This is a genomic window from Candidatus Berkelbacteria bacterium, assembly GCA_016187225.1.
Taxonomy (GTDB): Bacteria; Patescibacteriota; UBA1384; order JACPKC01; family JACPKC01; genus JACPKC01.
In genome coordinates this window covers 213,294-236,905 of record JACPKC010000010.1, presented here as the reverse complement: position 1 = coordinate 236,905, position 23,612 = coordinate 213,294, and the positions used below count along the sequence as shown (strand labels likewise).

Sequence of the window (23,612 nt, the reverse complement as noted above, 5' to 3'; positions counted from 1 at the left end):
AAAGATGGAAACGCTCCGCGCGATCTTCAAAAATCCCGTCTTGCGAAAACGTGTTTTGTATACTCTAGGCATTCTCGGTCTATTTCGAATTTTAGCGCACCTGCCGATGCCCGGCGTTGACCTTGAGGCCCTTAGGGAATTTTTTGCCCGCAATAGTCTCTTTGGACTTCTCAACCTTTTTACGGGCGGTTCAATGGAAAACTTCTCGCTTGTTCTGATGGGTGTTGGACCCTATATTACCGCTTCGATTATCTTTCAGCTCTTGATTATTATCATTCCTCGCTTTGAGGAGCTTCAAAAAGAAGGTGAATCAGGTCGCCAAAAAATCAACCAATATACTCGCTTACTTACCGTTCCTCTGGCTGTTCTGCAAGGTTACAGCACGCTCATTTTACTTCGCAATCAAGGTATTGTCGGCACCTTCGCGCCAGTTGATTTAATTACGATTCTTCTAACTATTACAGCCGGCACAGTTCTTTTAATGTGGCTCGGTGAATTAATTACCGAAAACGGGATTGGCAACGGCATGTCACTCATTATTACACTGGGAATTTTAGCTGGCATCCCAACTGCTCTGTCTCAAACTTTCGCAGTTATTGACCAATTAAATGTTGTCAACTTAGCCGCGTTCCTGGCAATTTCACTCATTGTCACCTTAGCAATTGTAACCGTCAGCGAGGCTGAACGACAGATACCAATCACCTATGCGCGCCGCGTCCGTGGCCTTCAAAAAACAAGCGGAGTTGCAACTTTCCTACCCCTGAAGGTAATTATGGCGGGCGTTGTCCCAATTATCTTCGCGCTTTCAATGATGATTTTCCCGCCGGTCGTCGCCCGTTTTTTTCAAGGAACGGATATCGAGCAAGTTCGGCGTGTCGCCGATTGGGTAGTGGAACTTTTCAACGACAATACATTTTACGCAATCGCGTATTTTATTTGCGTGATTTTGTTTACATTCTTCTACACCTCAATTATTTTCCAACCAGAGCAAGTGGCTGAAAATATTCAAAAACAGGGTGGTTTCGTGCCCGGTCTGCGCCCTGGCCATGAAACTGCTGACTACCTTGGTAAGGTACTCAATCGAGTCACTCTTTTTGGCGCAATTTTCCTCGCGGCGATTGCCGTTCTTCCCTTTATTGTTCAAAGCCTAACTGAAATTCAAACGCTTGTTCTCGGAGGAACTGGAATCTTGATTGTGGTTTCAGTTTGCCTCGAGACTATGCGGCAAATTCGCGCTCAACTTATTACCCATCGCTATGAGTTCTAGAAAATCGCAAGGCCTCATAACGAACTTGATTCTTTTTGGCCTTATAATTGCCACCCTCTTGCTTGTTAATCAAAACATTAGCAATTCCTCTCAAGGTGGCGCGCCAAATAATTTATCGCCAGAAGAGCTTATTCAGCCTTCAGATCAAAACCAGGATGAGGCAAGTCAAAGAAACCTGCCACCAACTCTCTTTGTGGGCATCACCGAAAATAACACGACCAAAGTTGAGGCAAGAAAGGTGAACGAGCCAGCACGTCTGCTTTTTACCGACGCCGACGAAACTCTAAAAGTTCAAACTCTTTTAGGTTTGGCTGGCGATTTGATCTATGCAACAATTTCGGATGGAACACAAACGCGTCTGGCAACTATTAGCACCGATGAACAAGGCGTATTCACACTTCAAAGTCAAGAAATTTCTTCAACTTCGCCGCCCGCAATAAGCCCGGATGGACAAAAAATCGCTTCCATTAGTTTTAACAACGATGAACGCGACTTTGGTTTCAATTTATTCGCTGGTACGCTCGGCGGCCAAGCTACCTTGATCGATCAAAATAGTACCGGCCTGACCCTGCCAGTCTGGGATCAAACGAGTACGCGTCTGGCCTATATTAGCGGCCAAGCTACCGACGAAAATGGGCAAGCGATCAAAACTTATTTTGAGGACAAAATTCAAACGACTACTTCATTCGCCAAAGATTCAGTTGCGACGGATCTTGTCTGGCTTAACGCCACTTCCTTACTAGCAGTTCTTGAACCAGTTAATCGTGATGGCCAAAATCAAGCTAAAATAGTTTTGGTTGATCTCAATACTGGCGCTTATGGTGATTTCGCTAATCTGCCGGGCAAGGAACGCTCTCTGCGCACCACAGAGATTGATCAATTTACGGCCGTTATCAGCAACGAAGTAACCAATAATCCCGCAACCTTAGGCGAGGTAAATATTTTGGATGGGTCCGGGAGACAAATCCAGACTCTCGGGAGAGCCACCTACATTATCGGCTGGGCGAGAGGAGAAAAATGAAGCTTGTGAAACCAAAACTCTTAGTATTTATTGGTATTCAAGGATCGGGAAAAGGCACTCAAGCAAGTTTACTTTCCAAAAAACTCAACTTGCAACATATTATTGCGGGTGATATTTTTCGCATAGTTGCTCAAGAGCCAACTCCGCTTGGTAAATCAGTAGCGGATAACTTAAATCATGGTCGAATCATGACGATTGAGCAATGGGCGGCAGTTGTTGGCCATTATTTGGAGATGCAGGACCTTCGCCAAGGAGTCATTCTTGATGGTGTCCTCCGTTCCCCTGAACAGGTTAGTCAACTCGCTAAAATAATCTCAACAAAACACTTGCCGGCTGTTTACTTAATTTATTTAAGATTAAATCGCGATCAGGCATTAGCGAGGCTCCTGATTCGCGGCCGAGAAGATGATAAACCAGAACAACTTGCTGAACGCTTTCGTTGGAGCGAACAACAAACATTACCGGTTGTGGATCTCTACCGCGAGCTCGGCCAGATCACCGAAGTCAATGCTGATCAGTCGATCGAAGATACCCAAGCCGAGATCGTGGCCAAACTTAAAACTCAAGGGCTGATCAGTGACTAATCATGAAAATTTCGATTAAATCACAAGAAGCAATCGATGCTATGCGGCAAGCAGGTAGTATCTTGGCGGCAACGCGTAACTTACTGATTCAAAATTTAACTGTTGGAGAAACGAGCTCTCATTTAGATCAACTCGTTGAAAACTACATCTGCACCCAGGGCGCAGAGCCAGCCTTTAAGGGTTATAAAAATTTTCCAGCCAGTATCTGTTTTTCTGTCAACGATGGTCTCGTCCATGGTCTGCCGAATACAACGCCGATTCAAGCTGGCGACGTTATCAAGCTTGATTTTGGCATACGCTACCAAGGCTGGAATGTTGATGCCGCAACTACGGTCGGCCTTGCGCCAGTCAGTGCCGAAAATAAGAGATTGATTGATACGACTAAGAAAGCCCTGTGGGCAGGAATTAAGAAAGTTCAGGCTGGAATACATTTAGGCGATGTTCAAGCGGCCATTCAAGAAGTAATTGAAAATGCAAATCTTGGCCTAGTACACTCATTAACGGGTCATGGGATCGGGCGTGAACTACATGAACCGCCTTCTATCCCAAATCATGGCGAGCGGGGCACAGGTCCAGTTCTTCAGGCTGGCATGACAATTTGCCTTGAACCGATGGTAACCACAGGGTCATCTGACGTTCAAGTCGCCAGAGATGGCTGGACCTACATTACATCTGATGGCTCTTATTCTGCTCATGAAGAGCATACGATTTTAGTCACGCATAGCGGCTTTGAGATCCTCACCTTGTAAAGTAACTACCCTATAGTAAATGAAATATATCCCAACCCGTTGACATTTCTCCTTATCTTGCGTATATTCAACCAGTCTTAAAGTAATTACATGACGAAAGACGTAATCGAATTAGACGGCACGGTAGCCGAAGCGCTTCCGAATGCTATGTTTCGTGTTGATGTAGAAGCGGGGCAGAATCAACACCGTGTTCTTGCCACACTTTCAGGCAAGATGCGCTTGCATCGGATCAAAATCCTACCTGGGGATCGAGTTAAAGTACAATTAACGCCCTACGATCTAACGCGCGGACGAATTAGCTACCGATACAGTGTCGACCAACGCGATCAACAAATCGAATTCAAGAATCATTAAGTAGATCATTATGCATGTTTCCGCTTCAGTCAAACCACGTTGCGAGAAGTGTCAAGTGATTCGGCGCAAAGGCAAGGTCCGCGTGATTTGCCAAAATCCTAGACATAAGCAAGTACAAGGATAGAGATGGCTCGGATCGCCGGTGTCAATTTGCCAAATCAAAAACCCGCCTGGATCGCATTGACGGCGATTTATGGTATTGGCAGATCAGTGGCCAAAACAATCCTAACGCAAGTTAAGGTTGAACCAGGTAAAAGAGCCCAAACTTTAACTGACGATGAACTTGAGAGGATTCGCACCGTTATTGAACAAAATCAAACGGTTGAAGGCGAACTGCGAATGCAGATTACGCAAAACATTAAACGTCTCAAAGAAATTGGAACTTATCGAGGGAATCGACACATTCGTAATTTACCTGTCCGTGGTCAACGCACAAAGACAAATGCGCGCACAAAACGCGGTAAGCGCGTCACGGTCGGTTCGGGTCGGAAGACGGTTACGCAGAAGACATAAAATAAGACAATATGAAATCAAATAACAAAAAACAGATCAAAAAAAAGAATGTTTCTTCCGGACGAATTTACGTTCAGGCAACATTCAATAATACTATTATTACAATTACCGATGACAACGGTAATGTCATTGCGTGGGCGAGCGCGGGTGGTCAAGGTTTCAAAGGCGCCCGCAAAGCTACTCCTTACGCCGCGCAAACTGCAATGCATGCGGCAATCGATAAAGCAAAACTTCATGGCTTCCAAGAGGCATCAGTTTTTGTAGCTGGCGTTGGTTCGGGGCGTGAACAAGCAGTGCGCTCAATCGGCATCACTGGCGTTCGCGTCATGGGCATCAAGGATATCACACCAATTCCCCATAATGGCGTCCGACGGAAGAAACCACGGAGAGTTTAGAGATTAAGATGGCACGCTACACTGGTCCAGTTGAGAGAATTAGTCGCCGCGCAGGTGTTAACCTGTTTCTTAAGGGCGAACGTAGTTACGGACCAAAAAATGCTTTTTCTCGACGTTCATACGCGCCTGGCCAGCACGGGCCGAATAAACGGGTGGGTAAACTTTCAGAATACGGCAGACAGCTTCGCGAAAAACAAAAGACCAAGGCGATCTACGGTATCCTCGAACGCCAATTTCGGCGCTACTATGAAACAGCAGTTCGCTCTAAAAAAGATTCCGGCACAACGCTTCTGCAGATTTTGGAATTGCGTCTGGACAATGTTGTCTTCAGACTTGGTTTAGCAGATAGTCGCCGCCAAGCTCGTCAGTATGTCACGCACGGCCACGTCCGAATTGATGGCAAGAATACCAACATTCCCTCATATACAGTTAAACCAAAGCAAAAAATTGAACTTGTTAAAATTGAGCGTAAACCAACTGAATCTGAAGTACCGCTTTGGTTGAGGCGCAATCAGGGGCTTATGGGTGAAATAATTGAAGTGCCAAGTCGTGAACAAATCCCACTTGAGATTGAAGAGCAACTTATTATTGAATTTTATTCACGTTAAGTGAATCAAGGGAGCACTTATGTATACATTACCTGAACTTGAAAATGTTAAAGTGACCGAGGAAAGTGAATCGGATCGGGTTGCAAGTTTTATTATTGAACCTCTCCTACCTGGTTATGGCATGACTGTCGGGCATTCTTTACGCCGTGTGCTTTTAACGTCTCTTGAGGGCGCAGCGGTTGCGTATGTAAAAATCCAGGGTACTGACCATGAGTTTACAACCCTCAAAGGCATGCGTGAAGATATAGTGGAATTAATTTTAAATCTTAAATCAATGCGTGTGCGCCTTAATGCGTCTGAACCTGTCCTAATGAAACTTGACAAAAAAGGCACAGGTATCGTCACGGCGGCAGATTTTGCCAAACATGCCGATGTTGACATTATCGACCCCGATCATTATCTGGCGACGCTTGATAAAGACGGCAAGCTTTCAATGGAAGTTACGATTGAACGTGGACGCGGCTATCTCCCAACTGAACAAAAAAGTCGTGATCAATTGCCGATTGGCACAATCGCCGTTGATTCAATTTTCACTCCGATTAAGAAAGTCCATTATGAGGTTGAGCACACGCGGGTCGGCGGCCAAACAGACTATGATAAATTAAGCCTCGAACTGACAACTGATGGTTCAGTTACACCCGCAGAGGCAATGGCGCACGCCTCAACAATTCTAATTGAACACTTCACCTTGATTCGAGATGCCGCAAATAAATCAGTAGCGGCAAAAATTGAAGTAACCGCCAAGAAAAAGAAGCGTGGGAAGAAAACCGAGTAAACTTTATGCCGCGAATCCTTGGGCGAACAAAAGATCATCGCACCCATTTACTCAAAAATTTGAGCTGTTCGATGATACTTGCAGAACGCCTTAAGACGACCGAGGCAAAGGCCAAGGAAATGCGTTGCACACTTGAGCAGTGGATCACACTCGCGAAACGCATCATTTCGACTCAAGGCGCCACACAATTAAACTTACGGCGACAACTTCTGGGTGAAGTTCAGGATCAAACAGTGATTAAAAAACTTATCACCGATGTAGCCAAACGCACTCAAAATCGCCCAAGCGGTTATATAAGAATTCTAAAACTTGGTCGTCGGTTAGGTGATGCCGCGCCACGTGTTTTAGTTGAGTTTGTTGACAAACCAACGCCAGTCAAAGAAAAACCTAAAATAATCAAGAAAGCTTCGGCAGAAACTAAAAAGGCCTAATGATGGCTAAAACGTATCTTCCAAAAGATGACTCCCCCGTACAGACTCTCGATGCCCGAGGCCAGGTGTTGGGACGACTGGCTTCGCGCGTGGCTACAATTCTACGCGGCAAACACTCATTGACTTTTGCGCCTCATCGCATCGAGGGGCAACGCGTTAATGTCATTAACGCCAAACATATACATCTAACCGGAAACAAGCTTAATCAAAAGAAGTACTATCATCATACTGGCTATCTTGGCAACCTGAAGGAGATGACCTTAGTCAATCTTATGGCACACGATCCGAGCGAAGTGATCCGACGAGCAGTCTATGGCATGTTGCCAGCGAATCGTCTGCGCTCTGAACTCATGAAACGACTGACGATTTATAAGGAAGAAGAATTATGACGACAAAAAAATCATCCAATACCAAGGTGGCAACTGTTGGGCGACGCAAGCGAGCGGTAGCACGAGTTCGTCTTAGCACGGGAAAAGGCGCCATTACTATCAACGAGCGCCAACTATCTACCCAGAATTCAATCATTCTCGAACCTCTCCAGCTTGTTGACTTGACAGACAAGGTTGACGTAAGTGTAAAGGTACTCGGAGGCGGAAAGGTCGGTCAGTGCGGAGCAATCCGGCATGGCATTGCTCGAGCTCTGGCTGAATTTGACCCAGAAACCAGAGCAACACTTAAAAAAGCCGGGCTCTTGACGCGCGACCCACGCGAAAAAGAGCGCAAGAAACCAGGTCTCAAGCGTGCGCGGCGAGCTCCACAGTGGGCTAAACGTTAGAAATAATTTATTTGCCTTTTCTCCGAGAAATCTGCTAAAGTATTTCTACTATGCAGAGATCTCACCGCATGGAACGAGTTAATGTTTTGCTCAAGGAGTTATTGAGCAATATCCTCGCCAACGACTACAATGCTGGTAACGACCTCGTAACATTGATAGATGTCAGTACGACGCGTGATCTAAGCACGGCTTTAGTGATTGTCAATGCAAATAGTAATTTGTCTGTGCATATTGAAGCGCTGAATGCCCGAGCGAGAGAGTTTCAGTGCCTTATTAAACCGCAATTAGCTTTTAAAATCATTCCCCGAATCACCTTTAAGGCTGATGCGAACAGCAATAACATTGAACGCGTTGAACAAATTTTAGATTCTTTATGACGTTTTCATTTCGATACTGGCTTGCATCGGGTGTGTTTTTAGGCGCCTTGCTGGTGTTGAGTGTCTTAATGTTTATCCCTCAAGCAGAAGCGGATTCATTGATCTACACCGCTCTAGGAGCCGGTTTTGTACTTTTCTTTTCGTCTTTAATAACTTTTCTTGGAATCAAGCTACGTCAACTCGGAAGAAGAGGTCAAGTTAATGTTAAAAGCGAGCAAAATGCTTTACGCCAAGGCTTGGAATCTGCGCTTTTAATCGTCGGTGGAATAATGCTTTGGGCATTCAATGGCCTAACTTGGTGGGAATTGGGCTTCTTAATTGCTACCGTTGCCTTCGCTGAAATCGCCCTCGTCTACCGTGCCAAGAGCGTCGCTCTCAAGGATTAAGGAAACTACATGATTCAAGGCACCCTGCATCCAATTACACAATATCTACGGCGCGTGATTGCGATTTTCAAAACGATGAGCTTTGAAATACTAGACAGCCCGGAGGTAGTCAGCGAAAAACATAATTTTAATGATCTCTTAATCCCAGCTCATCATCCCGCGCGTAGTCTGCACGATACTTTTTGGTTGATCGACGGTCGCCTACCCAGAACTCAAACCTCGGCACATCAGATTCCAGCAATGTGTAATCGCAAACCACCAGTGCGATTTTTGATTCCGGGTCGCGTGTTTCGCAATGAAGCAACCGACGCGACTCATGAGACTACTTTTCATCAGCTTGAAGGTTTTGTGATCGATACAACGGTAAGCTTCGCTCATCTCAAAGGCACTTTGACTGAATTTATTCATAAACTTTATGGCGCCGATGCGTCAGTGCGTTTTGTGCCCGGATATTTCCCCTTTGTTGAACCTGGTTTAGAAGTGTTCATGCAAATTAAAGGTTCCTGGCTCGAAATAGGTGGCGCGGGTATGATTCATCCAGGAGTTTTGAAAAATATGGGCGTGGATCCCGAACATTTTCAGGGTTATGCTTTCGGAATGGGTATCGAACGACTAGTTATGCTTTTGCATGGCATTGATGATGTGCGACTATTTTATAGTGGCAATTTACGTTTTCTTAAACAATTCAAAAGGTAAAAAATGCGAATCATACCTAAGCAATTAGCCCAACTCGCTCCTGAAATTTCCTCTTGGTCGATTGAAAAATTACGCGTCGAACTGTCAGCGCTTGGCTTTGAGACTGAAGTGCTTGAAGGAGCTACATCCATCTTAGAACTTGATCTTGCTCCTAATCGACCCGACGCCTTATCGGTCCTAGGCATTGCTCGCGAACTCCGAGCTTTGAATGCCCTTCGAAAAAATAAACAAGTACCTACTCTTCGGTTAGAGGCAATGGGATTCTTTGAAGCTTTACCGCATCTCAAGACATTCCAGCTAAAAATGCCAAAAAATAATCTTGTGCCTCAATATCGGGCAGTCCTCTTTGAAAATATCACTATCCAACCCAGTCCTCGTTGGTTGCAAACTGAATTAGCTCTAATGGGTCATCGGCCTGTGAATAATATCGTCGATCTGACAAACTATCTTATGTTGATATACGGTCAGCCTCTGCATGCCTTCGATGCGGATGCTATTCTTGGCGATACTTTCACGATTCGTCTGGCGAAAACGGGCGAAAAACTCGAAACTCTTGACCACGTAGAGCGGATTTTAACGCCTGAAATGCTAGTGGCAGTTGATGCCAAGGAACCGATCGACTTGGTCGGCATCATGGGTGGGCTCAATACCGAAGTGACTACGCGCACGACTCATGTTCTTTTGCAGTCAGCGGTTTTCGATTCGAGAATAATTAGCAAGACAAGTCAAATCCTCGATCTCAAAACAGATGGGTCCCTGCGTTATGAACGTGGTATTGATTCATCAATCGCAGTGCCGGTTCTCGATCAGGCAATCCACTTTCTACGCTCAAGAGAATTTGGCAAAGCTAAAGCTGTTTCTTCTCTAAATCATGAAATGTCCACACGCAAAATCCGACCGATTGTCTATTTACCTGAAAAAATTGATCATCTGCTTGGTTTTAGAACTACATTCAAAAAACAAGCATCTATTCTTGAACTTCTGGGTTGTCAGGTCATACAGGCTGAAAATTTCAAAGTTGTTCCACCAGCGTGGCGGACTGACCTAATTATTTGGCAGGATTTAGCCGAAGAAATTGCTCGCATGCAAAATTATGACGCAGTGATCCCAAATAAGAAGCTTTCCAAAACTCTAATTTCAAAACATGAATCACTTCTTGAATGGAGCGAAGGCGTCAAGGATCGCATCGTTGATCTGGGTTTTTCTGAAGTTTTAACTTATAGCTTTATTAGTCGTCAGGATCTTGATATCCTCGGGCTTCCCGATACCGGCGAACTTGCCAATCCACTCAACCCTACACTTCGTTTTTTGCGTCCCTCGCTTTTGCCTGGCCTCGCACGCGCAGTGTCACAGAATGCGGTTTTCGATCCAATTTTAATCTTCGAAATTGGACATGTGTTTCCCAATAAATCAACTGAACAGATAAATTTTGCTTTGGCGATCGCAGGCACAAAAGAGCCAACCAGCGCCTGGACAAGCCGCTTAGCAGATGCTCTCGGCCTCGATTCCAAGGAATTTAACGCCTCTCTCCACCTTGTAGAACTAAAAGACAACGAACGTGTAATGTATAAAATTCGCAAACCCCGTGTAACCCTAATTGAAATCTCTCTCGAAACATTAAAGTTAAAGGCGCGTGCCATCCCGAGTCGGTATTATAATCCCATAAACATTGTGTCTTACCGTCCAATATCAAAATACCCCCCAGTCACACGCGATATTGCCTTAATCTTGCTCCGCACAACGGATAGTGACCAAGTCGCCAAATTTATCGCTACACTTAATCCATTCGTAGAATATGTAGAACTTTTTGATGAATTCATTTCAGATCGCTTCGGCATAGACATGAAAAGCATCGCTTTTCATGTCTATTACTCAACTCACGAACGTACACTTTTTGATGAAGAGATAAATCTTGTCCATAGTTCAATCGAAGACTCGCTCCGCTCAACCTTCAAAGCACAAATTAGATAGGAGAACCATGAATCGAACAATAACGAGTGAAACGCTCAAGCACATTGATAGAAGAATAACAATTTTTGGCTGGATTCATTCAAAACGTAGCCATGGCGCTGTAACTTTTTTTGATCTCCGTGATCGCTGGGGACTAATACAAGTGGTCTTGAATAAAGAAACTTTTAATGCCCAAGACCTGAAATCAGAATCAGTCATTCAGGTTTCTGGCCGGATTGTGAAACGACCTGAAAAATTAGTAAATCCCAATATTGCAACTGGTACAATTGAACTTCAGGCTGAAACACTTAAACTTATCTCTCAAGCAGAGACTCCGCCTTTCGAACTCGATCGCTCAACCTTAGACATTGATGAAGAGCTCCGTTTGACCTATCGCTATCTTGATCTGCGTTCAGAACGGATGACAAGAAATCTTATTCTCCGACACAAGATTGTCAGTTTTCTAAGACAATTTTTGAATGAACGCGACTTCATTGAAGTTGAAACTCCAAATTTAACCAAGGGAACCCCAGAGGGAGCAAGAGAGTTCATTGTACCCGCGCGACTTCATCCAGGAAAATTTTATGTTTTACCTCAATCTCCCCAGCAATATAAACAGCTTTTAATGGTAGCAGGCATCGATCGTTATTATCAGTTAGCTCGTTGTTTTAGAGACGAGGACCAACGCGGTGATCGTCAGTCCGAACATACCCAACTTGATATTGAAATGGCGTTTATTGACCAAGAAGACATACTCGCTCTGATTGAAGAAATGTTGACTGCGCTCATTGAGAAAAAGTTTCCAGAAAAAAAACTTTCTAAAAAACCTTGGCCACGACTAACTTATCGTGAAGCAATAGAAAAATATCAAACTGATAAACCAGATTTAAGGTCTAACCTAAATGATCCGAATGAACTCGCTTTCGCTTTTATAACTGACTTTCCACTTTTTGGGGTCGATGCTAAAGGTGATATTACAGCGGAACATCATCCCTTTTGCATGCCTAACCCGAATGATGTTTCACTTCTCGACCAGGATCCCTTAAAAGTTCGGGCGCGTGCATATGATATGATCTGTAATGGTTTTGAGCTTGCTTCGGGCAGTATTAGAATTCACGAACCGAATCTACAAAAAAAAGTTCTCCAAATTCTGAAACTTAATGATCAAGACATTGAAACGCGTTTTGGACACATACTTAAAGCATTTCGATATGGCACGCCACCCCATGGCGGAATTGCGCCAGGGATTGACCGACTGACAATGATTCTAGCTGATGAAGCGAATATTCGAGAAGTTATGGCATTCCCAAAAACAGGAGATGTCCGCGAGCCAATGACTGGGGCGCCGACTCAACTGCCCGAAAAAATGCTCGAAGAAGCGCATATCCGAGTTGAAACAAAAAATTTACGAACGTGAAATGTATGGAGGAATTTAATGCGTTCTCGACCTTTCGTTGTTGGTTTTCTGACAGTTGCCGTTGTTGCGACAACTTTACTTCGTTTTTTGAATCAAAAAAGTTCTGCGTCGCCACGTATTTTGGGCGCAACTGTCACAACTTTGGCAAAAACTACTGCACGCGAACTTAAAGTTATTCATCCGCCCCAAAGAAATGTTGTGCCTAATCCCAATATCCAAGCGCAAGCAGTTTATTTAATCGATGTTGAGAGCGGCTACCCACTTTATGCCTACAATGAAAACGAACCTGTTGCGATCGCATCAACTACAAAAATAATGACTGCTATTATCGCACTTGAATCTTACCAAATGGATGAAGTTGTAACCGTCAGCCAGAGCGCCGCTCAAGCAATTGGCTCAAACATTAATTTAGTTGAGGGTGAAAAAATCACCGTCGATTCACTTATTAAAGGGCTTCTCATTCAATCGGGCAACGATGCCGCAATCGCCCTCGCAGAACACATGACGAATGAGCGTTTCGTCGATGCAATGAATGAGAAAGCCCGCCTTTTAAGTCTTACGGAGACAAAATTTAAGGATCCGGCTGGTTTAGACGATACCGGACATGCGAGCGCGCGCGATCTTGGGATTCTTGCGGCCTATGCCCTGCGGAATGATGCAATCCGTGGGATCGCTCACCTAAAATCGGCCGTCGTAAGTTCAGTTGATCAAAAAAACGTACATCAACTCGAGACTTCTAATCGTCTTCTTAAGGAAGATCATCCGCTCTATTTGGCAGATGCAACCGGTTTGAAAACCGGTTTTACGCCCGAGGCAGGTCATAGTTTAGTTGCCAGCGCAGAACGTAATGGGCATCAAGTTGTCAGCGTTGTTTTAGGCACCGCTGAAAATACAACCGAAGCCAGCGCAAAGGAAAGTCGAAAATTATTACTCTGGGCATTAAATGGATTTTCGTGGTGATAATTTGACACACTTTAAGAAGGGGAGTACGCTTACTCTATACATTAAACGAACGTAGAATATGATCCCGATAACAATCATAGACGAGCTCCTCGTTTTGCTCGATGATAACGTAACACGAACACTTGACGAGTGTGCGTTTTCAATTCCTCAAAGAACTCGCCAAACGCTTTCTTCAACACTTGGGCGTTTAACAAGCAAGGGCTGGGTAAAGACTGAACGTGACCGTTTGCGTCGAATCAATATTTACAGCATCACTCAAGCTGGTCAAGAGCAGATCACTAAAACTCTGTCACACATTAAACTAATTGATGATACAAATTGGAAAGATGAGTGGCTATTTGTAATTTTCAACATTCCTGAAAAACATCGTCATAAGCGAGACGTTTTGCGCAATCGTTTAAGTAATCTTGGTTTTGGTCGTGTCCAAAATAGTCTCTGGGTCACTGCTCGAGATATTCGTTTTGAATTCGATGATCTACTTGACTTGGCGCATATTAAAGGACGCGTGATCGTTCTTCAACCCAAGCTTACGCCTGAAGAATCACAAAAATTAGTTAATTCTTTTGAATGGAACTGGCAAGAGCTTAATGCGGCCTACCATTTATTCATTGAGGAAGCCGATCGATATTTACGCCGGACCGAACATCCAGCCCTAGAAGCAAGACTGTTGGTTTTTCGTTATGCCAAATTACTTTCACAAGACCCTAAATTCCCCTCACACCTCGAGCCATCCGACCATCAACGGGATCGTGCCCACGATCGGTATGCCAAACTCCGACCTTATTGCTATAAGGAAGGCTGAGAACTCATTTGACGTTTGTTTGAAGCAAATATATTTGATTTATGGACGAGAGAAAATTTCTTCTCCGCGATCGAGCGCGGCAGCGGCGGCGGCCTGTTCAGCACGTTGTTTGGAGCCTCCTTCGCCTCGAGCAATCTCACGCTCTCCAAAATACACTCCAACAATAAATTTTTTGTCGTGATCCGGACCGATCGACGAAAGCACCTGATAAGTTGGGGTGAGATTGAGACGCTCTTGGGTTTGCTCTTGCAGAGAACTCTTGGCATCTATGTAAATCTTACGTGTCAACACGTCATCAAGCTTCGAGATTAAATGTTTTGTAATAAACTCGCGACAGGCAGTGAAGTCTTGATCAAGATAAAGCGCGCCTATCAAGGCCTCGAAGGCATTAGCAAGGATAAGCTTACGTGCTTTGCCAGTACTTTTTTGCTCGCCGCGACTCAAGAGTAAATGGGGTTCCATCGTCAGTTCGGTAGCAATCTCCGCCAGCATCTCTCCTCGAACTAGCGCGCTCCGCCAATTTGTCAGCTCACCCTCGGGTTTATTGTAAGTTCGATACAGATATTCAGTTACAACTAATTCTAGCACCGCGTCGCCTAAAAATTCCAATCTTTCATTGTGGGGCAAGTAAAATGATCGGTGTTCATTAAGATATGACCGGTGTACAAACACTTGCTGAAATAAATTTTTGTCTTGGAAGTTTAAGCCGAGTCTTTGACCAAATGCCTCGAGAGATTCATTGCTCATCCGAAAGTTCCTCCAGTGTGGTGAGGGATTCTTTATTTTCCGCTTCAAATTTAGGGTTTGTTCGATACATTGTGCCAAGAACGCCGTTAAGAAATTTTGCCGAGTTTTCACCACCAAAGGTTTTTGCCAACTCGACCGATTCATTGATCACAACCTTAGGTGGAGCATCGGCAAGATAAAGGAGCTCATAGGCGGCGGCACGCAGAAGTGTTTTATCAATAACAGCAATTTGCTCGAGTGGCCACTCGGGCGCGTACTGTGCGATGGTCTCGTCAAGTTTATCAAGATTCTCGACCACGCCCTCAACAATACTGTAAATGAAGCCTGCATCAACTTCGTTGACAAAGACTTCAATGCCGCGGAGAGCGATTTCCCGAACTGAATCTTCACGCCGAAAATCCCACTCATATAAGGCTTGGACGGCAACAGTGCGTGAAAGATGTCGATTTGCCATAGAACAAAATTAGCCGATGACTTTAGCTTTTTTGTAATAACCGCATTGGATACAGACGGTATGGGGGAGAATTTGAGCGCCACATTGGTTACAACGTAAAAGTTGATCAGCTTCAAGGATTTGGTTTGCCCGTGCTCTTTGAGTACGGGTACGTGATCGTTTCTTTTTCGGTTCTGCCATATTGCTCCTTTACACTTGATCTATCCTACTACAACTCAACTCTGTTTACCAGTTAAGAAATTAAGAATTTTATTCGGCACATATATTTTGCGAACAATCTTTTTCCCTTCAAGATGTTTTTTGGCATTAGCGTCTTTAAGCGCTAAATCTACCACTGCCTCTTCGGCTAGATTGGGATTAAGAGTCAATGTTGTCCGTAGTTTGCCATCGATTACTACTGGCAAAGTGATCACGCGCATTCGTGCTGTTTCGGAAATTTTCGGCCAGGTAGCATGAACGATTAAACTTTTAGAACCAAGACTTTGCCAAAGTTCTTCGGCCAAATGAGGCGCAAAAGGTGACAGTAAGATCACTAAAGTTTTGTAGGCTTGGCGTGAAATTTCCATTTGTCTTTTGAGATCGCTGGTTAAAATCATCAACTCGCTGATGGCGGTATTAAATTTGAAATGCTCAATATCATTTGAGACCTTTTTGACGACTTCATTTACGTTGAGAGGCGAATAGCCACCTACTTCAACTACTTTATCTTGAAGTTTCCAAATACGTTCAAGCCAGCGGCGGAGACCAATTACCGAATCAGCGCTCCACGGCATACTCTCTTCAAAGGGGCCTAAAAACATCTCATAACAACGGAGCGTATCAGCGCCGAACTTAAGAATCACATCATCAGGATTAACAACATTCCCGCGTGATTTACTCATTTTCTGGCCATCTTGAGCCAAGATTAAGCCAACATTTTTTAATTTTTTAAATGGCTCGCGCAGGTTTAAATTCAGAATGTCGTCCAAGGCCTTAGTGATAAAACGAGCATACAAAAGATGGAGGACAGCATGTTCAGCGCCGCCAACGTAGAGATCGGCTGGCAACCAACTCAAAATTTCAGATTTCCGAAAGGCCGCCTCTGCAAGACGCGGATTGACAAAACGCAAAAAGTACCAGCTCGAATCAACAAATGTGTCTAGGGTATCAGTTTCTCTCCGCGCTTTGCCTTGACACTTTGGGCAACGCACGCTTTGAAACTCCTTCGAACGCGTAAGTGGAGATTCGCCCGTCGGCTTAAAATCAACGTCATGTGGCAGTCCGACGACTAAATCTGCTTCTGGCACCGGACAAACTCCGCAAGCGCCGCAATAAATGATTGGGATTGGCGTGCCCCAATAACGTTGACGCGAGACTAGCCAGTCACGAAGCCGAAAACGTGTATCGCTCAAACCAATTTTTTGCTCCTCAAGAGTTTGAATAATTTGTTTAAAATCACGCTCTGAATGGAGGCCTTTCCAGAGCGGCGAATTTATTAATTTTCCAGGCTCTGTATACACTTCACGTTCGTTGCTAGTCTCGACGACAAACTTTATTGGCAAACGATATTTTTGAGCAAATTCCCAATCACGTTTATCGTGGGCAGGCACAGCCATCACTGCACCACTCCCGTAATGCGGCAGAACATAGTCTGCGATCCAAATCGGGAGCTTGACTTGAGTAAGAGGATGAAGCGCAAACGCACCGGTAAAAACTCCCGTTTTAGCATTCATCTGACGATCGCGTTCGGAATGTGTTTTAATTTCTTGCTGGTAACATTCAACTAACGTTCGTTGATTTTTTGTTATTAAGTTTTTTACGAGTGAGTGCTCTGGCGCCAAGACAAGGTAAGTGACACCGTACAGAGTCTCCGGCCGTGTAGTGAAGACATCGACCGTGAATCCATGCTCTTTAACTGCAAATTGAATCGTGGCGCCAACGCTCTTGCCGATCCAGTTCCTTTGCATAACCTTAATCGGTTCCGGCCAATCAAGGTTATCAAGCGAAGCTAACAGTTCTTCAGCATATTCTGTAATCTTGAAAAACCATTGCTTAAGATGGCGCTGAATCACCATTGTCCCGCAACGCTCACACTTACCTTGCGTCACTTGTTCATTTGCGAGCACTGTCTTACACGAAGGGCACCAGTTAACAGGTGCTTTCTTTTGGTAGGCAAGGCCATGCTCGTAAAGTTTTAGAAATAGCCACTGGGTCCAACGATAATAATCAGGATTTGATGTAGTAATCTCACGCTCCCAGTCGTAACTCAAACCCATCGATTGCAGTTGCCACTTAAATCTCCGAATTGACTGCTCGGTTGTAGTTGCAGGATGAATGCCAGTTTTAATTGCATAATTTTCAGCTGGCAAGCCGAAAGAATCCCAACCCATTGGATGGAGCACGTCAAAACCCTGCGCACGCTTAAAACGACTGACGACATCGGTCGCAACATAACCACGCGGATGACCAACATGTAAGCCAACGCCTGAAGGATAGGGAAACATATCCAAGCAATAGAACTTTTTTTGAGGTTTTACTGGCGTACGATAGGCGTCCCGAGACGCCCAGTGCTTTTGCCATTTTTGCTCAATTACTTTGTGATCGTAGCGCATCTTATACAGGAACGGTTTTCGCTGAACTAATTTCTTTGGGAGGCATTTGTTCAAGTTGAGGAAGAATAGTTATCTTACCATCTTTAATCACAACATCAAGATTTGTATCTTCGGGAAATTGATGCTCGAGGACCATCAAGGCTAGGGGATCTAAAATTTCATGTTGAATGACACGTTTGAGCGGACGAGCGCCATAAACAGGGTCGTACCCACGTCGGGCAAGTTCTTGTTTAACTTCTGTGTTGATCGTGAGTTTTAGACCACGCTGTTTCGCTACTCTCTCAATAACATGGGCCAACTGAAGATCAATGATCTGGCGAATTTGTTTTTCGGAAAGAGCATCAAAAATTAGAATCTCATCCAAGCGATTCAAAAATTCTGGCTTAAAGAAGCGCTGTACTTCTTCGAGAACTTTATCTTTCATTTCCTGTTTTTCATCAGTGGCTTGCTCGGCGACATGATAACCAATAGCGTGACTTTGACGTTGAGCGGTGTAATCCTGGATAATCTGACTACCTAAATTACTTGTTAAAATGATGATGGCATTTTTGAAATTCACAACTCGACCCTTAGAATCAGTTAGGCGACCGTCGTCGAGAACTTGCAAAAGCATATTGAAAATTTCTGGGTGAGCTTTTTCAATTTCATCAAAAAGCACAACGGAGTAGGGGCGCCGACGAATTTGTTCAGTGAGTTGGCCGGCTTCCTCGTAACCGACATAACCAGGCGGAGCGCCAATCAACTTGCTCGACGCATGTTTTTCCATATACTCACTCATATCGATCCGAATCATCGCACTTGAATCATTAAACATAAATTCAGCCAAGGCGCGCGCCAGTTCGGTTTTGCCCACGCCTGTTGGGCCTAAGAACATAAAGGATCCGATTGGGCGCGACTCTTCAGAGATGCCTGCCCGAGATCGACGAATTGCGTTTGCAACAGCTGTGATAGCGTTTTCTTGGCCGACAATTCGAGCTTTAATCTCGGTCTCCATGTGGGCAAGTTTTTTCGCCTCGCTTTCAAGCATTTTGGTTACCGGAATGCCTGTCCAATGCGCAACCACTTGCGCAATATCCTCTTCAGTCACTTCTTCTTTCAAAATCTTACTGTCCTTTTGGACTTCACTTAATTGCTTAGTTAAAGTTTTGCGCTCTCTTTGCAATTCAGGCACACGCTGATATCGAATCATAGCGACTTTTTCAAGTTCGCCCTGACGCTCGGCCTGCTCGGCATCGACACGCGCTTGATCCAGCTTCATCGAAAGATCACGAAGCTTGGTGATAATCTCTTTTTCATTCTTCCAGCGCAATTCAAGCTGTTCAGCATCTTCACGTAAACCTGCTAGTTCTTCCATTAGTTCTTTAAGACGATCCTTGCTTTCTTTATCCGTCTCCCGCTTTAAGGCTTCACGCTCGATTTCTAACTGAATAATCTTGCGTTTCAGTGAATCCAGCTCAACCGGCATAGAATCGATTTCCATCCGAAGCGAAGAAGTTGCTTCATCAATTAAATCGATTGCCTTATCGGGCAAAAAACGATCAGTGATATAGCGCGTGGAAAGATTAGCCGCCGCGACAATGGCAGAGTCGGTGATCTTCACGCCATGATGAACTTCATACTTTTCTTTAATTCCCCGTAAAATTGCGATCGTGTCTTCAATCGTTGGCTCTTTCACCATCACTGGCTGAAAGCGCCGTTCAAGCGCCGCATCCTTTTCAATATGTTGTTGGTATTCTTTAAGTGTCGTGGCGCCAATCGCATGCAATTTGCCGCGAGCAAGCGCGGGTTTAAGGAGATTGGCCGCATCCATCGCCCCATCTGTTGCCCCCGCGCCAACTAAAGTGTGCAGTTCATCGATAAAGAGAATAATTTGGCCTGCCGACTGATCAATCTCTTTAAGCAACGCCTTGAGACGATCTTCAAATTCACCTCGAAATTTTGTTCCGGCAATAATGGAGCCCAGATCGAGTGAAAGTAGACGTTTATTAGCGATCGATTCCGGGACATCGCCGGCGACAATTCGTTGGGCTAGACCTTCGACAACTGCGGTCTTGCCAACTCCCGGTTCGCCGATGAGAACAGGATTATTTTTAGTGCGGCGCGACAAAACTTGCATAACACGCCGAATCTCTTCATCGCGCCCAACAACAGGGTCGAGTTTACCGTTGCGAGCCTCGGCCGTTAGATCAATCGTATATTTTTCAAGAACTTGATATTTGTTTTCAGGTGTTTGGTCGGTCACGCGCTGACTGCCGCGCACATCCATAAGCGCCTTAAGCGCTTCCTCACGATGAACGCCCAATGCGTTCAAAACCTGCTTAACTGGAGTGTTGATTTCAAGAATTGCTAAAAGCACGTGTTCAGTGCTAATAAACTCATCCTTGAGCTGTTCGGCTTCTTTCCCGGCTTGAACCAAAACTCGGCGCAAAGATTCGGCAATATATACCTGACCAAACTGACCTGAAGGCGAAATTGTGCGCGGCATAAGTTCAATCAATTGATTAATCCGCGAGCGCAAAAGTTGCTCACTTACGTTAATTTTTTGGAGTAACGGGCGGACAATGCCATCTGTTTGCTCGATTAACGCTAACATTACATGCGCAACATCAACCTGTTGTTGTTGACGTTCAAGAGCGACGTTTTGCGCCTGAAACAAGGCTTCTTGGGTTTTAACCGTAAATTTATTCAGATCCATAGTTAGTAAACAGTATACCTACACTTAATTTTTCTGCCTAGAAGAAATTGTGGAATTGGTTTTTATGAGAGCGCGCGCATATTCGATCGCCTCATTCGGAGTACGGATTAAGCCTTGAAGTTGTGCGTTGCGCACTTCTTCAAGAAGCTCACCAAGCATCGGGCCAGGCATTAACGCAAGCTCTGATTGTAGAATATGCCCGTTTAGGAGCGGAGTAGGGGAGAGTTTAATGGCGGCGAGGCGACGTTGCTTCATTCCTTCATAAAGTTTTAAGTCGCGTGCATAAAGCGAGAGATCGATTGGCTTGGCGCCCAAGGCATCAGCCTTGTGCAGTTCCAATAACCATGGGAAGCGCGGGTCTAAAACATAAGCCTCCTGACGCACCGGACGCATCTGCTCGATATCTTTGAGACTCATATGGTGACGAATCATCCATGCGATTGTGTCCGTTTCACTTGCAGAAAAATGCAGACGGCGTAAAACTTGTTCTGCAATTTCAGCCGAAACTTCGGCATGGTGGTTGGTTGTAATGGTCGGTTTGCCATGAACTTGTTTGTAAGAGAGGGTGGTTGGTTTGCCACTATCATGCAAGAGCACTGCCCAAATTAAAAAACTTGGGCTATAAGTCTCAAGACTTGCAAGCGCTCGAAGAGTATGGTCGTAGACATCGCCTTCCTGATGATAATCAATGGGTTGGGGAACACCTTTTAAGGCGTCAATCTCCGGCAAAAGTATTTTCAGGGCGCCGATTCGATCTAAATCCTGAAGCGCCGTGAGACGTGACGCCTGACTCAACATCAGGTTCAATTCATCGCGAACACGTTCCAGTGAGACATGTTTTAGCTCCGCGCTCAAGGCGGTCAGCGCTCGGTAGGTAGTTGGATCATATTGGAATCGAAGTTTATTTTTTAGCCGCACTGCTCGAAGAATCCTAACTGGATCTTCTTGAATGCGTTTTTTTGCGTGTCCGATAAAACGAATCACTCGTAACTCAAGATCGCGCTGGCCATGAACGTAGTCCACTACTTTGTTTGCGATCGGATCATACAAAAGACCGTTCACTGTGAAGTCGCGCCTCGAGATATCTTCGCGAGCGTGGGTCCAAAAAACTTCTTTAGGACGGCGCTTGTCTTCATATGTTTTTTCCGCGCGGAAAGTCGCGATCTCATATGTACCTTCAGGGAATATGGCTGTCAACACACCGAACTTTCTGCCAATCGCGTGGTGTTTGGGAAAAATCTTTGCCACTTCGTCTGGTGTTGCATCGGTCACCAAGTCATAGTCTTTGGGTGTGCGCTTCAAGAGGAGATCGCGCACACTCCCACCAACAAAATAACCGACAAAACCTTGCAAGCGTAATTTATTGACAATTTCAATCGCTCGTTTTTGTCTAAGCATTGAGCTCATAGTTAATCAAATTCTTTCACGAGCGATGCGCCAGTCATGTCGTTTGGCGCCGGTATTCCCATCACATCTAGAATCGTTGGCGCCACATCAGCCAAGGTTCGCTCAAGAGTTAGCATCTGACCAACCAAACTTTTGCCGAGTAAAGCGTGAGTAAGTTGCTCGACTTTTTTAACTTCACGGGCTATATACATAAATGGAACTGGATTCAAGGTATGGAGCGTCTCGCGACTGTCTTGCTCTAATTTGAGTCGAGCAACCGATTCGGCATTCCCGTGATCTGCTGTAATGAATAGAGCGCCGCCCACATCAATGACGGCATTGGCAATTCGGCGCAGTGCCTCATCAACAACCAGAACCGCTTTGCCAGTCGCGGCAAGATTGCCGGTATGAGCGACGATGTCTACATTGGCAAAATTCGCAACAATGAAATCATGAGATTTCCGACGAATTGATCTTTCTAGAATGCGCGTGATCGCCCCCGCACTCATCGCCGGCACAGTGTCGTATGCTTGAGCTCGAGGAGAGGGCACAATGATCCGGTCCTCACCTAGATGCGGCTCCTCGAGACCACCGTTGAAAAAATAGGTGACGTGAGCGTATTTTTCACTCTCGGCCACATGGAGTTGAGTCAATTTATGCGTCGCCAAAAGTTCGCTTAAAGTATTTGAAATCACTGCCGATGGAAATGCAATCGTTAGATTTGGAAGATCAAGATGGTAATCAGTAAACGACACTACGGATACTCCCGCTAAAGGGTAGCGCCGATGAATGAAATATGGCCGAAAAACCTTGCGATCAAGAAAAGCGCGAACTAATTGCCGCGCTCGATCAGCGCGAAAATTCCAATGAATCACTACATCACCGGGTTGAATGCGACTCGCGCTAATTTCGCTTTGAGCTTGTATCACCGTTGGCGGGATGTGTTCATCGTCCAAGCCTGCTTGATAAGCTCGACTGACGACTTGCGCAGGTGTTGATGCCTGCTCACCACGACCATACACCAACGCCTCATAAACTCGCGCTGTCCGATCCCAATACCCATCTCGATCCAGCCCATAAAATCGACCGCTGATTGTACCAATCCTACCCACTCCAATTCTGCCGAGAGTCGCTTGCAGGGCATGCAAATTTTCTTGGGCTGAATGAGTATCAGAATCCTCGCCATCGGTAAATGGATGTAGCCATAAATCCTTTACGCCTTCCCGCTTAGCAAATTCAACCAAAGCAAGCGCGTGTTTCAGCGAACCATGAATGCCACCTTCGGAAAGTAAGCCGATTAGATGCACACGCTTCTTTTTTTCTTTAGCGGTGGCAAACGCATCTTTCAAGACCTGATTTTTATAGAAAACACCGCTCTCAATCGCAAGACTAATTTCGGTCAAATCTTGTTGAACGACTCGCCCGGAACCAATTGAAGCATGGCCAATCTCGGATGAGCCAACAATCCCAGAAGGCCCCGCAATCACCTTAAAGGCTTGCAAAACAGTATGTGGATAATACTTCCACAAATAATTAAAAGTTGGCGGATCATTGAGGGCAATTGCGTTTCCACCCCATGAGGGCGAAAGTCCCCAACCATCCAAAATTAATAGAACGATCGGCCTAGGATGAATTTTTACGTCGGTAATTGACTGGGTTCCCATCCGTCATTCCTT

The 23,612-nt window shown here is 45.1% G+C and carries 27 protein-coding genes; 20 read left to right on the top strand and 7 right to left on the bottom strand.

Annotation, left to right across the window (positions count from 1 at the left end; all coding sequences use genetic code 11):
• The first annotated feature begins 4 nt into the window (after positions 1-4).
• The 20 genes from secY (at position 5) to HYW32_03905 (ending at position 14,063) form a co-directional block, all read left to right on the top strand.
• Positions 5-1,267, top strand: coding sequence for a preprotein translocase subunit SecY (gene secY / locus HYW32_04000; protein MBI2590152.1), 1,263 nt, complete (start codon positions 5-7; stop codon positions 1,265-1,267).
• Complete coding sequence (locus HYW32_03995) at positions 1,257-2,288, top strand: hypothetical protein (protein MBI2590151.1); 1,032 nt, start codon at positions 1,257-1,259, stop codon at positions 2,286-2,288. The genes secY and HYW32_03995 overlap by 11 nt, the downstream gene beginning before the upstream one ends.
• Positions 2,285-2,872, top strand: a complete 588-nt coding sequence (locus HYW32_03990; GenBank protein MBI2590150.1) for a nucleoside monophosphate kinase — start codon at positions 2,285-2,287, stop codon at positions 2,870-2,872. Before HYW32_03995 ends, HYW32_03990 begins: the two co-directional genes overlap by 4 nt.
• A gap of 2 nt (positions 2,873-2,874) precedes the next feature.
• A complete protein-coding gene (gene map / locus HYW32_03985; protein MBI2590149.1) occupies positions 2,875-3,621 on the top strand; it encodes a type I methionyl aminopeptidase in 747 nt (248 codons plus the stop codon).
• 90 nt (positions 3,622-3,711) lie between these two features.
• Positions 3,712-3,975, top strand: coding sequence for a translation initiation factor IF-1 (infA, locus tag HYW32_03980; GenBank protein MBI2590148.1), 264 nt, complete (start codon positions 3,712-3,714; stop codon positions 3,973-3,975).
• Positions 3,976-3,985: 10 nt separating this feature from the next.
• Complete coding sequence (gene rpmJ, locus HYW32_03975) at positions 3,986-4,099, top strand: 50S ribosomal protein L36 (protein MBI2590147.1); 114 nt, start codon at positions 3,986-3,988, stop codon at positions 4,097-4,099.
• 2 nt (positions 4,100-4,101) lie between these two features.
• On the top strand, positions 4,102-4,488 hold the full coding sequence (rpsM, locus tag HYW32_03970) for a 30S ribosomal protein S13 (GenBank protein ID MBI2590146.1): 387 nt from the start codon (positions 4,102-4,104) through the stop codon (positions 4,486-4,488).
• Positions 4,489-4,499: 11 nt separating this feature from the next.
• The gene (gene rpsK, locus HYW32_03965; GenBank protein MBI2590145.1) at positions 4,500-4,883 is read left to right on the top strand and encodes a 30S ribosomal protein S11; all 384 of its coding nucleotides are present in this window, start codon (positions 4,500-4,502) and stop codon (positions 4,881-4,883) included.
• Between the two features lie 8 nt (positions 4,884-4,891).
• On the top strand, positions 4,892-5,491 hold the full coding sequence (rpsD, locus tag HYW32_03960) for a 30S ribosomal protein S4 (GenBank protein MBI2590144.1): 600 nt from the start codon (positions 4,892-4,894) through the stop codon (positions 5,489-5,491).
• Between the two features lie 19 nt (positions 5,492-5,510).
• The gene (locus HYW32_03955) at positions 5,511-6,266 is read left to right on the top strand and encodes a DNA-directed RNA polymerase subunit alpha (GenBank protein MBI2590143.1); all 756 of its coding nucleotides are present in this window, start codon (positions 5,511-5,513) and stop codon (positions 6,264-6,266) included.
• A 5-nt stretch (positions 6,267-6,271) separates the two neighbouring features.
• The gene (gene rplQ / locus HYW32_03950; protein MBI2590142.1) at positions 6,272-6,697 is read left to right on the top strand and encodes a 50S ribosomal protein L17; all 426 of its coding nucleotides are present in this window, start codon (positions 6,272-6,274) and stop codon (positions 6,695-6,697) included.
• Complete coding sequence (gene rplM, locus HYW32_03945; GenBank protein ID MBI2590141.1) at positions 6,697-7,086, top strand: 50S ribosomal protein L13; 390 nt, start codon at positions 6,697-6,699, stop codon at positions 7,084-7,086. The genes rplQ and rplM overlap by 1 nt, the downstream gene beginning before the upstream one ends.
• Positions 7,083-7,472: a 30S ribosomal protein S9 gene (rpsI, locus tag HYW32_03940; protein MBI2590140.1), complete on the top strand. Its 390-nt coding sequence runs from the start codon at positions 7,083-7,085 to the stop codon at positions 7,470-7,472. The genes rplM and rpsI overlap by 4 nt, the downstream gene beginning before the upstream one ends.
• A 50-nt stretch (positions 7,473-7,522) precedes the next feature.
• Positions 7,523-7,849, top strand: a complete 327-nt coding sequence (locus HYW32_03935) for a ribosome-binding factor A (GenBank protein ID MBI2590139.1) — start codon at positions 7,523-7,525, stop codon at positions 7,847-7,849.
• A complete protein-coding gene (locus HYW32_03930) occupies positions 7,846-8,235 on the top strand; it encodes a hypothetical protein (GenBank protein MBI2590138.1) in 390 nt (129 codons plus the stop codon). The genes HYW32_03935 and HYW32_03930 overlap by 4 nt, the downstream gene beginning before the upstream one ends.
• A gap of 9 nt (positions 8,236-8,244) precedes the next feature.
• Positions 8,245-8,931: a phenylalanine--tRNA ligase subunit alpha gene (gene pheS / locus HYW32_03925; GenBank protein MBI2590137.1), complete on the top strand. Its 687-nt coding sequence runs from the start codon at positions 8,245-8,247 to the stop codon at positions 8,929-8,931.
• A gap of 3 nt (positions 8,932-8,934) precedes the next feature.
• Complete coding sequence (pheT, locus tag HYW32_03920; GenBank protein MBI2590136.1) at positions 8,935-10,902, top strand: phenylalanine--tRNA ligase subunit beta; 1,968 nt, start codon at positions 8,935-8,937, stop codon at positions 10,900-10,902.
• Between the two features lie 7 nt (positions 10,903-10,909).
• Positions 10,910-12,298: an aspartate--tRNA ligase gene (aspS, locus tag HYW32_03915; GenBank protein ID MBI2590135.1), complete on the top strand. Its 1,389-nt coding sequence runs from the start codon at positions 10,910-10,912 to the stop codon at positions 12,296-12,298.
• 18 nt (positions 12,299-12,316) lie between these two features.
• Entirely contained in the window at positions 12,317-13,258 is a 942-nt protein-coding gene (locus tag HYW32_03910; GenBank protein ID MBI2590134.1) for a D-alanyl-D-alanine carboxypeptidase, read from the top strand.
• Positions 13,259-13,319: 61 nt separating this feature from the next.
• A complete protein-coding gene (locus HYW32_03905; protein MBI2590133.1) occupies positions 13,320-14,063 on the top strand; it encodes a hypothetical protein in 744 nt (247 codons plus the stop codon).
• A 39-nt stretch (positions 14,064-14,102) separates the two neighbouring features.
• Here the strand turns inward: HYW32_03905 and rnc are convergent, their stop codons facing one another.
• Genes rnc through HYW32_03870 form a run of 7 tightly spaced genes read right to left on the bottom strand, consistent with a single transcriptional unit; the run spans position 14,103 to position 23,600 of the window.
• A complete protein-coding gene (rnc, locus tag HYW32_03900) occupies positions 14,103-14,810 on the bottom strand; it encodes a ribonuclease III (GenBank protein MBI2590132.1) in 708 nt (235 codons plus the stop codon).
• Positions 14,800-15,264 carry a transcription antitermination factor NusB gene (gene nusB / locus HYW32_03895; protein MBI2590131.1) on the bottom strand — a complete coding sequence of 155 codons (465 nt, stop codon included), beginning with the start codon at positions 15,262-15,264 and terminating at the stop codon, positions 14,800-14,802. Before nusB ends, rnc begins: the two co-directional genes overlap by 11 nt.
• Before the next feature lie 9 nt (positions 15,265-15,273).
• Positions 15,274-15,444 (bottom strand): 50S ribosomal protein L32, encoded by a 171-nt coding sequence (gene rpmF, locus HYW32_03890; GenBank protein MBI2590130.1) that lies wholly within the window; start codon positions 15,442-15,444, stop codon positions 15,274-15,276.
• Positions 15,445-15,479: 35 nt separating this feature from the next.
• On the bottom strand, positions 15,480-17,855 hold the full coding sequence (locus HYW32_03885) for a leucine--tRNA ligase (GenBank protein ID MBI2590129.1): 2,376 nt from the start codon (positions 17,853-17,855) through the stop codon (positions 15,480-15,482).
• 1 nt (position 17,856) lies between these two features.
• On the bottom strand, positions 17,857-20,550 hold the full coding sequence (clpB, locus tag HYW32_03880) for an ATP-dependent chaperone ClpB (GenBank protein ID MBI2590128.1): 2,694 nt from the start codon (positions 20,548-20,550) through the stop codon (positions 17,857-17,859).
• Positions 20,551-20,574: 24 nt separating this feature from the next.
• Positions 20,575-21,957, bottom strand: coding sequence for a CCA tRNA nucleotidyltransferase (locus HYW32_03875; protein ID MBI2590127.1), 1,383 nt, complete (start codon positions 21,955-21,957; stop codon positions 20,575-20,577).
• Positions 21,958-21,959: 2 nt separating this feature from the next.
• Positions 21,960-23,600, bottom strand: coding sequence for a 2,3-bisphosphoglycerate-independent phosphoglycerate mutase (locus HYW32_03870; GenBank protein ID MBI2590126.1), 1,641 nt, complete (start codon positions 23,598-23,600; stop codon positions 21,960-21,962).
• Positions 23,601-23,612: the final 12 nt, after the last annotated feature.

Excerpts from the sequence above, each read along its gene's own strand:
- secY (MBI2590152.1), top strand. The coding sequence starts at position 5 with ATGGAAACGCTCCGCGCGATCTTCAAAAATCCCGTCTTGCGAAAACGT.
- HYW32_03995 (MBI2590151.1), top strand. The coding sequence starts at position 1,257 with ATGAGTTCTAGAAAATCGCAAGGCCTCATAACGAACTTGATTCTTTTT.
- HYW32_03990 (MBI2590150.1), top strand. The coding sequence starts at position 2,285 with ATGAAGCTTGTGAAACCAAAACTCTTAGTATTTATTGGTATTCAAGGA.
- map (MBI2590149.1), top strand. The coding sequence starts at position 2,875 with ATGAAAATTTCGATTAAATCACAAGAAGCAATCGATGCTATGCGGCAA.
- infA (MBI2590148.1), top strand. The coding sequence starts at position 3,712 with ATGACGAAAGACGTAATCGAATTAGACGGCACGGTAGCCGAAGCGCTT.
- rpmJ (MBI2590147.1), top strand. The coding sequence starts at position 3,986 with ATGCATGTTTCCGCTTCAGTCAAACCACGTTGCGAGAAGTGTCAAGTG.
- rpsM (MBI2590146.1), top strand. The coding sequence starts at position 4,102 with ATGGCTCGGATCGCCGGTGTCAATTTGCCAAATCAAAAACCCGCCTGG.
- rpsK (MBI2590145.1), top strand. The coding sequence starts at position 4,500 with ATGAAATCAAATAACAAAAAACAGATCAAAAAAAAGAATGTTTCTTCC.
- rpsD (MBI2590144.1), top strand. The coding sequence starts at position 4,892 with ATGGCACGCTACACTGGTCCAGTTGAGAGAATTAGTCGCCGCGCAGGT.
- HYW32_03955 (MBI2590143.1), top strand. The coding sequence starts at position 5,511 with ATGTATACATTACCTGAACTTGAAAATGTTAAAGTGACCGAGGAAAGT.
- rplQ (MBI2590142.1), top strand. The coding sequence starts at position 6,272 with ATGCCGCGAATCCTTGGGCGAACAAAAGATCATCGCACCCATTTACTC.
- rplM (MBI2590141.1), top strand. The coding sequence starts at position 6,697 with ATGATGGCTAAAACGTATCTTCCAAAAGATGACTCCCCCGTACAGACT.
- rpsI (MBI2590140.1), top strand. The coding sequence starts at position 7,083 with ATGACGACAAAAAAATCATCCAATACCAAGGTGGCAACTGTTGGGCGA.
- HYW32_03935 (MBI2590139.1), top strand. The coding sequence starts at position 7,523 with ATGCAGAGATCTCACCGCATGGAACGAGTTAATGTTTTGCTCAAGGAG.
- HYW32_03930 (MBI2590138.1), top strand. The coding sequence starts at position 7,846 with ATGACGTTTTCATTTCGATACTGGCTTGCATCGGGTGTGTTTTTAGGC.
- pheS (MBI2590137.1), top strand. The coding sequence starts at position 8,245 with ATGATTCAAGGCACCCTGCATCCAATTACACAATATCTACGGCGCGTG.
- pheT (MBI2590136.1), top strand. The coding sequence starts at position 8,935 with ATGCGAATCATACCTAAGCAATTAGCCCAACTCGCTCCTGAAATTTCC.
- aspS (MBI2590135.1), top strand. The coding sequence starts at position 10,910 with ATGAATCGAACAATAACGAGTGAAACGCTCAAGCACATTGATAGAAGA.
- HYW32_03910 (MBI2590134.1), top strand. The coding sequence starts at position 12,317 with ATGCGTTCTCGACCTTTCGTTGTTGGTTTTCTGACAGTTGCCGTTGTT.
- HYW32_03905 (MBI2590133.1), top strand. The coding sequence starts at position 13,320 with ATGATCCCGATAACAATCATAGACGAGCTCCTCGTTTTGCTCGATGAT.
- rnc (MBI2590132.1), bottom strand. The coding sequence starts at position 14,810 with ATGAGCAATGAATCTCTCGAGGCATTTGGTCAAAGACTCGGCTTAAAC.
- nusB (MBI2590131.1), bottom strand. The coding sequence starts at position 15,264 with ATGGCAAATCGACATCTTTCACGCACTGTTGCCGTCCAAGCCTTATAT.
- rpmF (MBI2590130.1), bottom strand. The coding sequence starts at position 15,444 with ATGGCAGAACCGAAAAAGAAACGATCACGTACCCGTACTCAAAGAGCA.
- HYW32_03885 (MBI2590129.1), bottom strand. The coding sequence starts at position 17,855 with ATGCGCTACGATCACAAAGTAATTGAGCAAAAATGGCAAAAGCACTGG.
- clpB (MBI2590128.1), bottom strand. The coding sequence starts at position 20,550 with ATGGATCTGAATAAATTTACGGTTAAAACCCAAGAAGCCTTGTTTCAG.
- HYW32_03875 (MBI2590127.1), bottom strand. The coding sequence starts at position 21,957 with ATGAGCTCAATGCTTAGACAAAAACGAGCGATTGAAATTGTCAATAAA.
- HYW32_03870 (MBI2590126.1), bottom strand. The coding sequence starts at position 23,600 with ATGGGAACCCAGTCAATTACCGACGTAAAAATTCATCCTAGGCCGATC.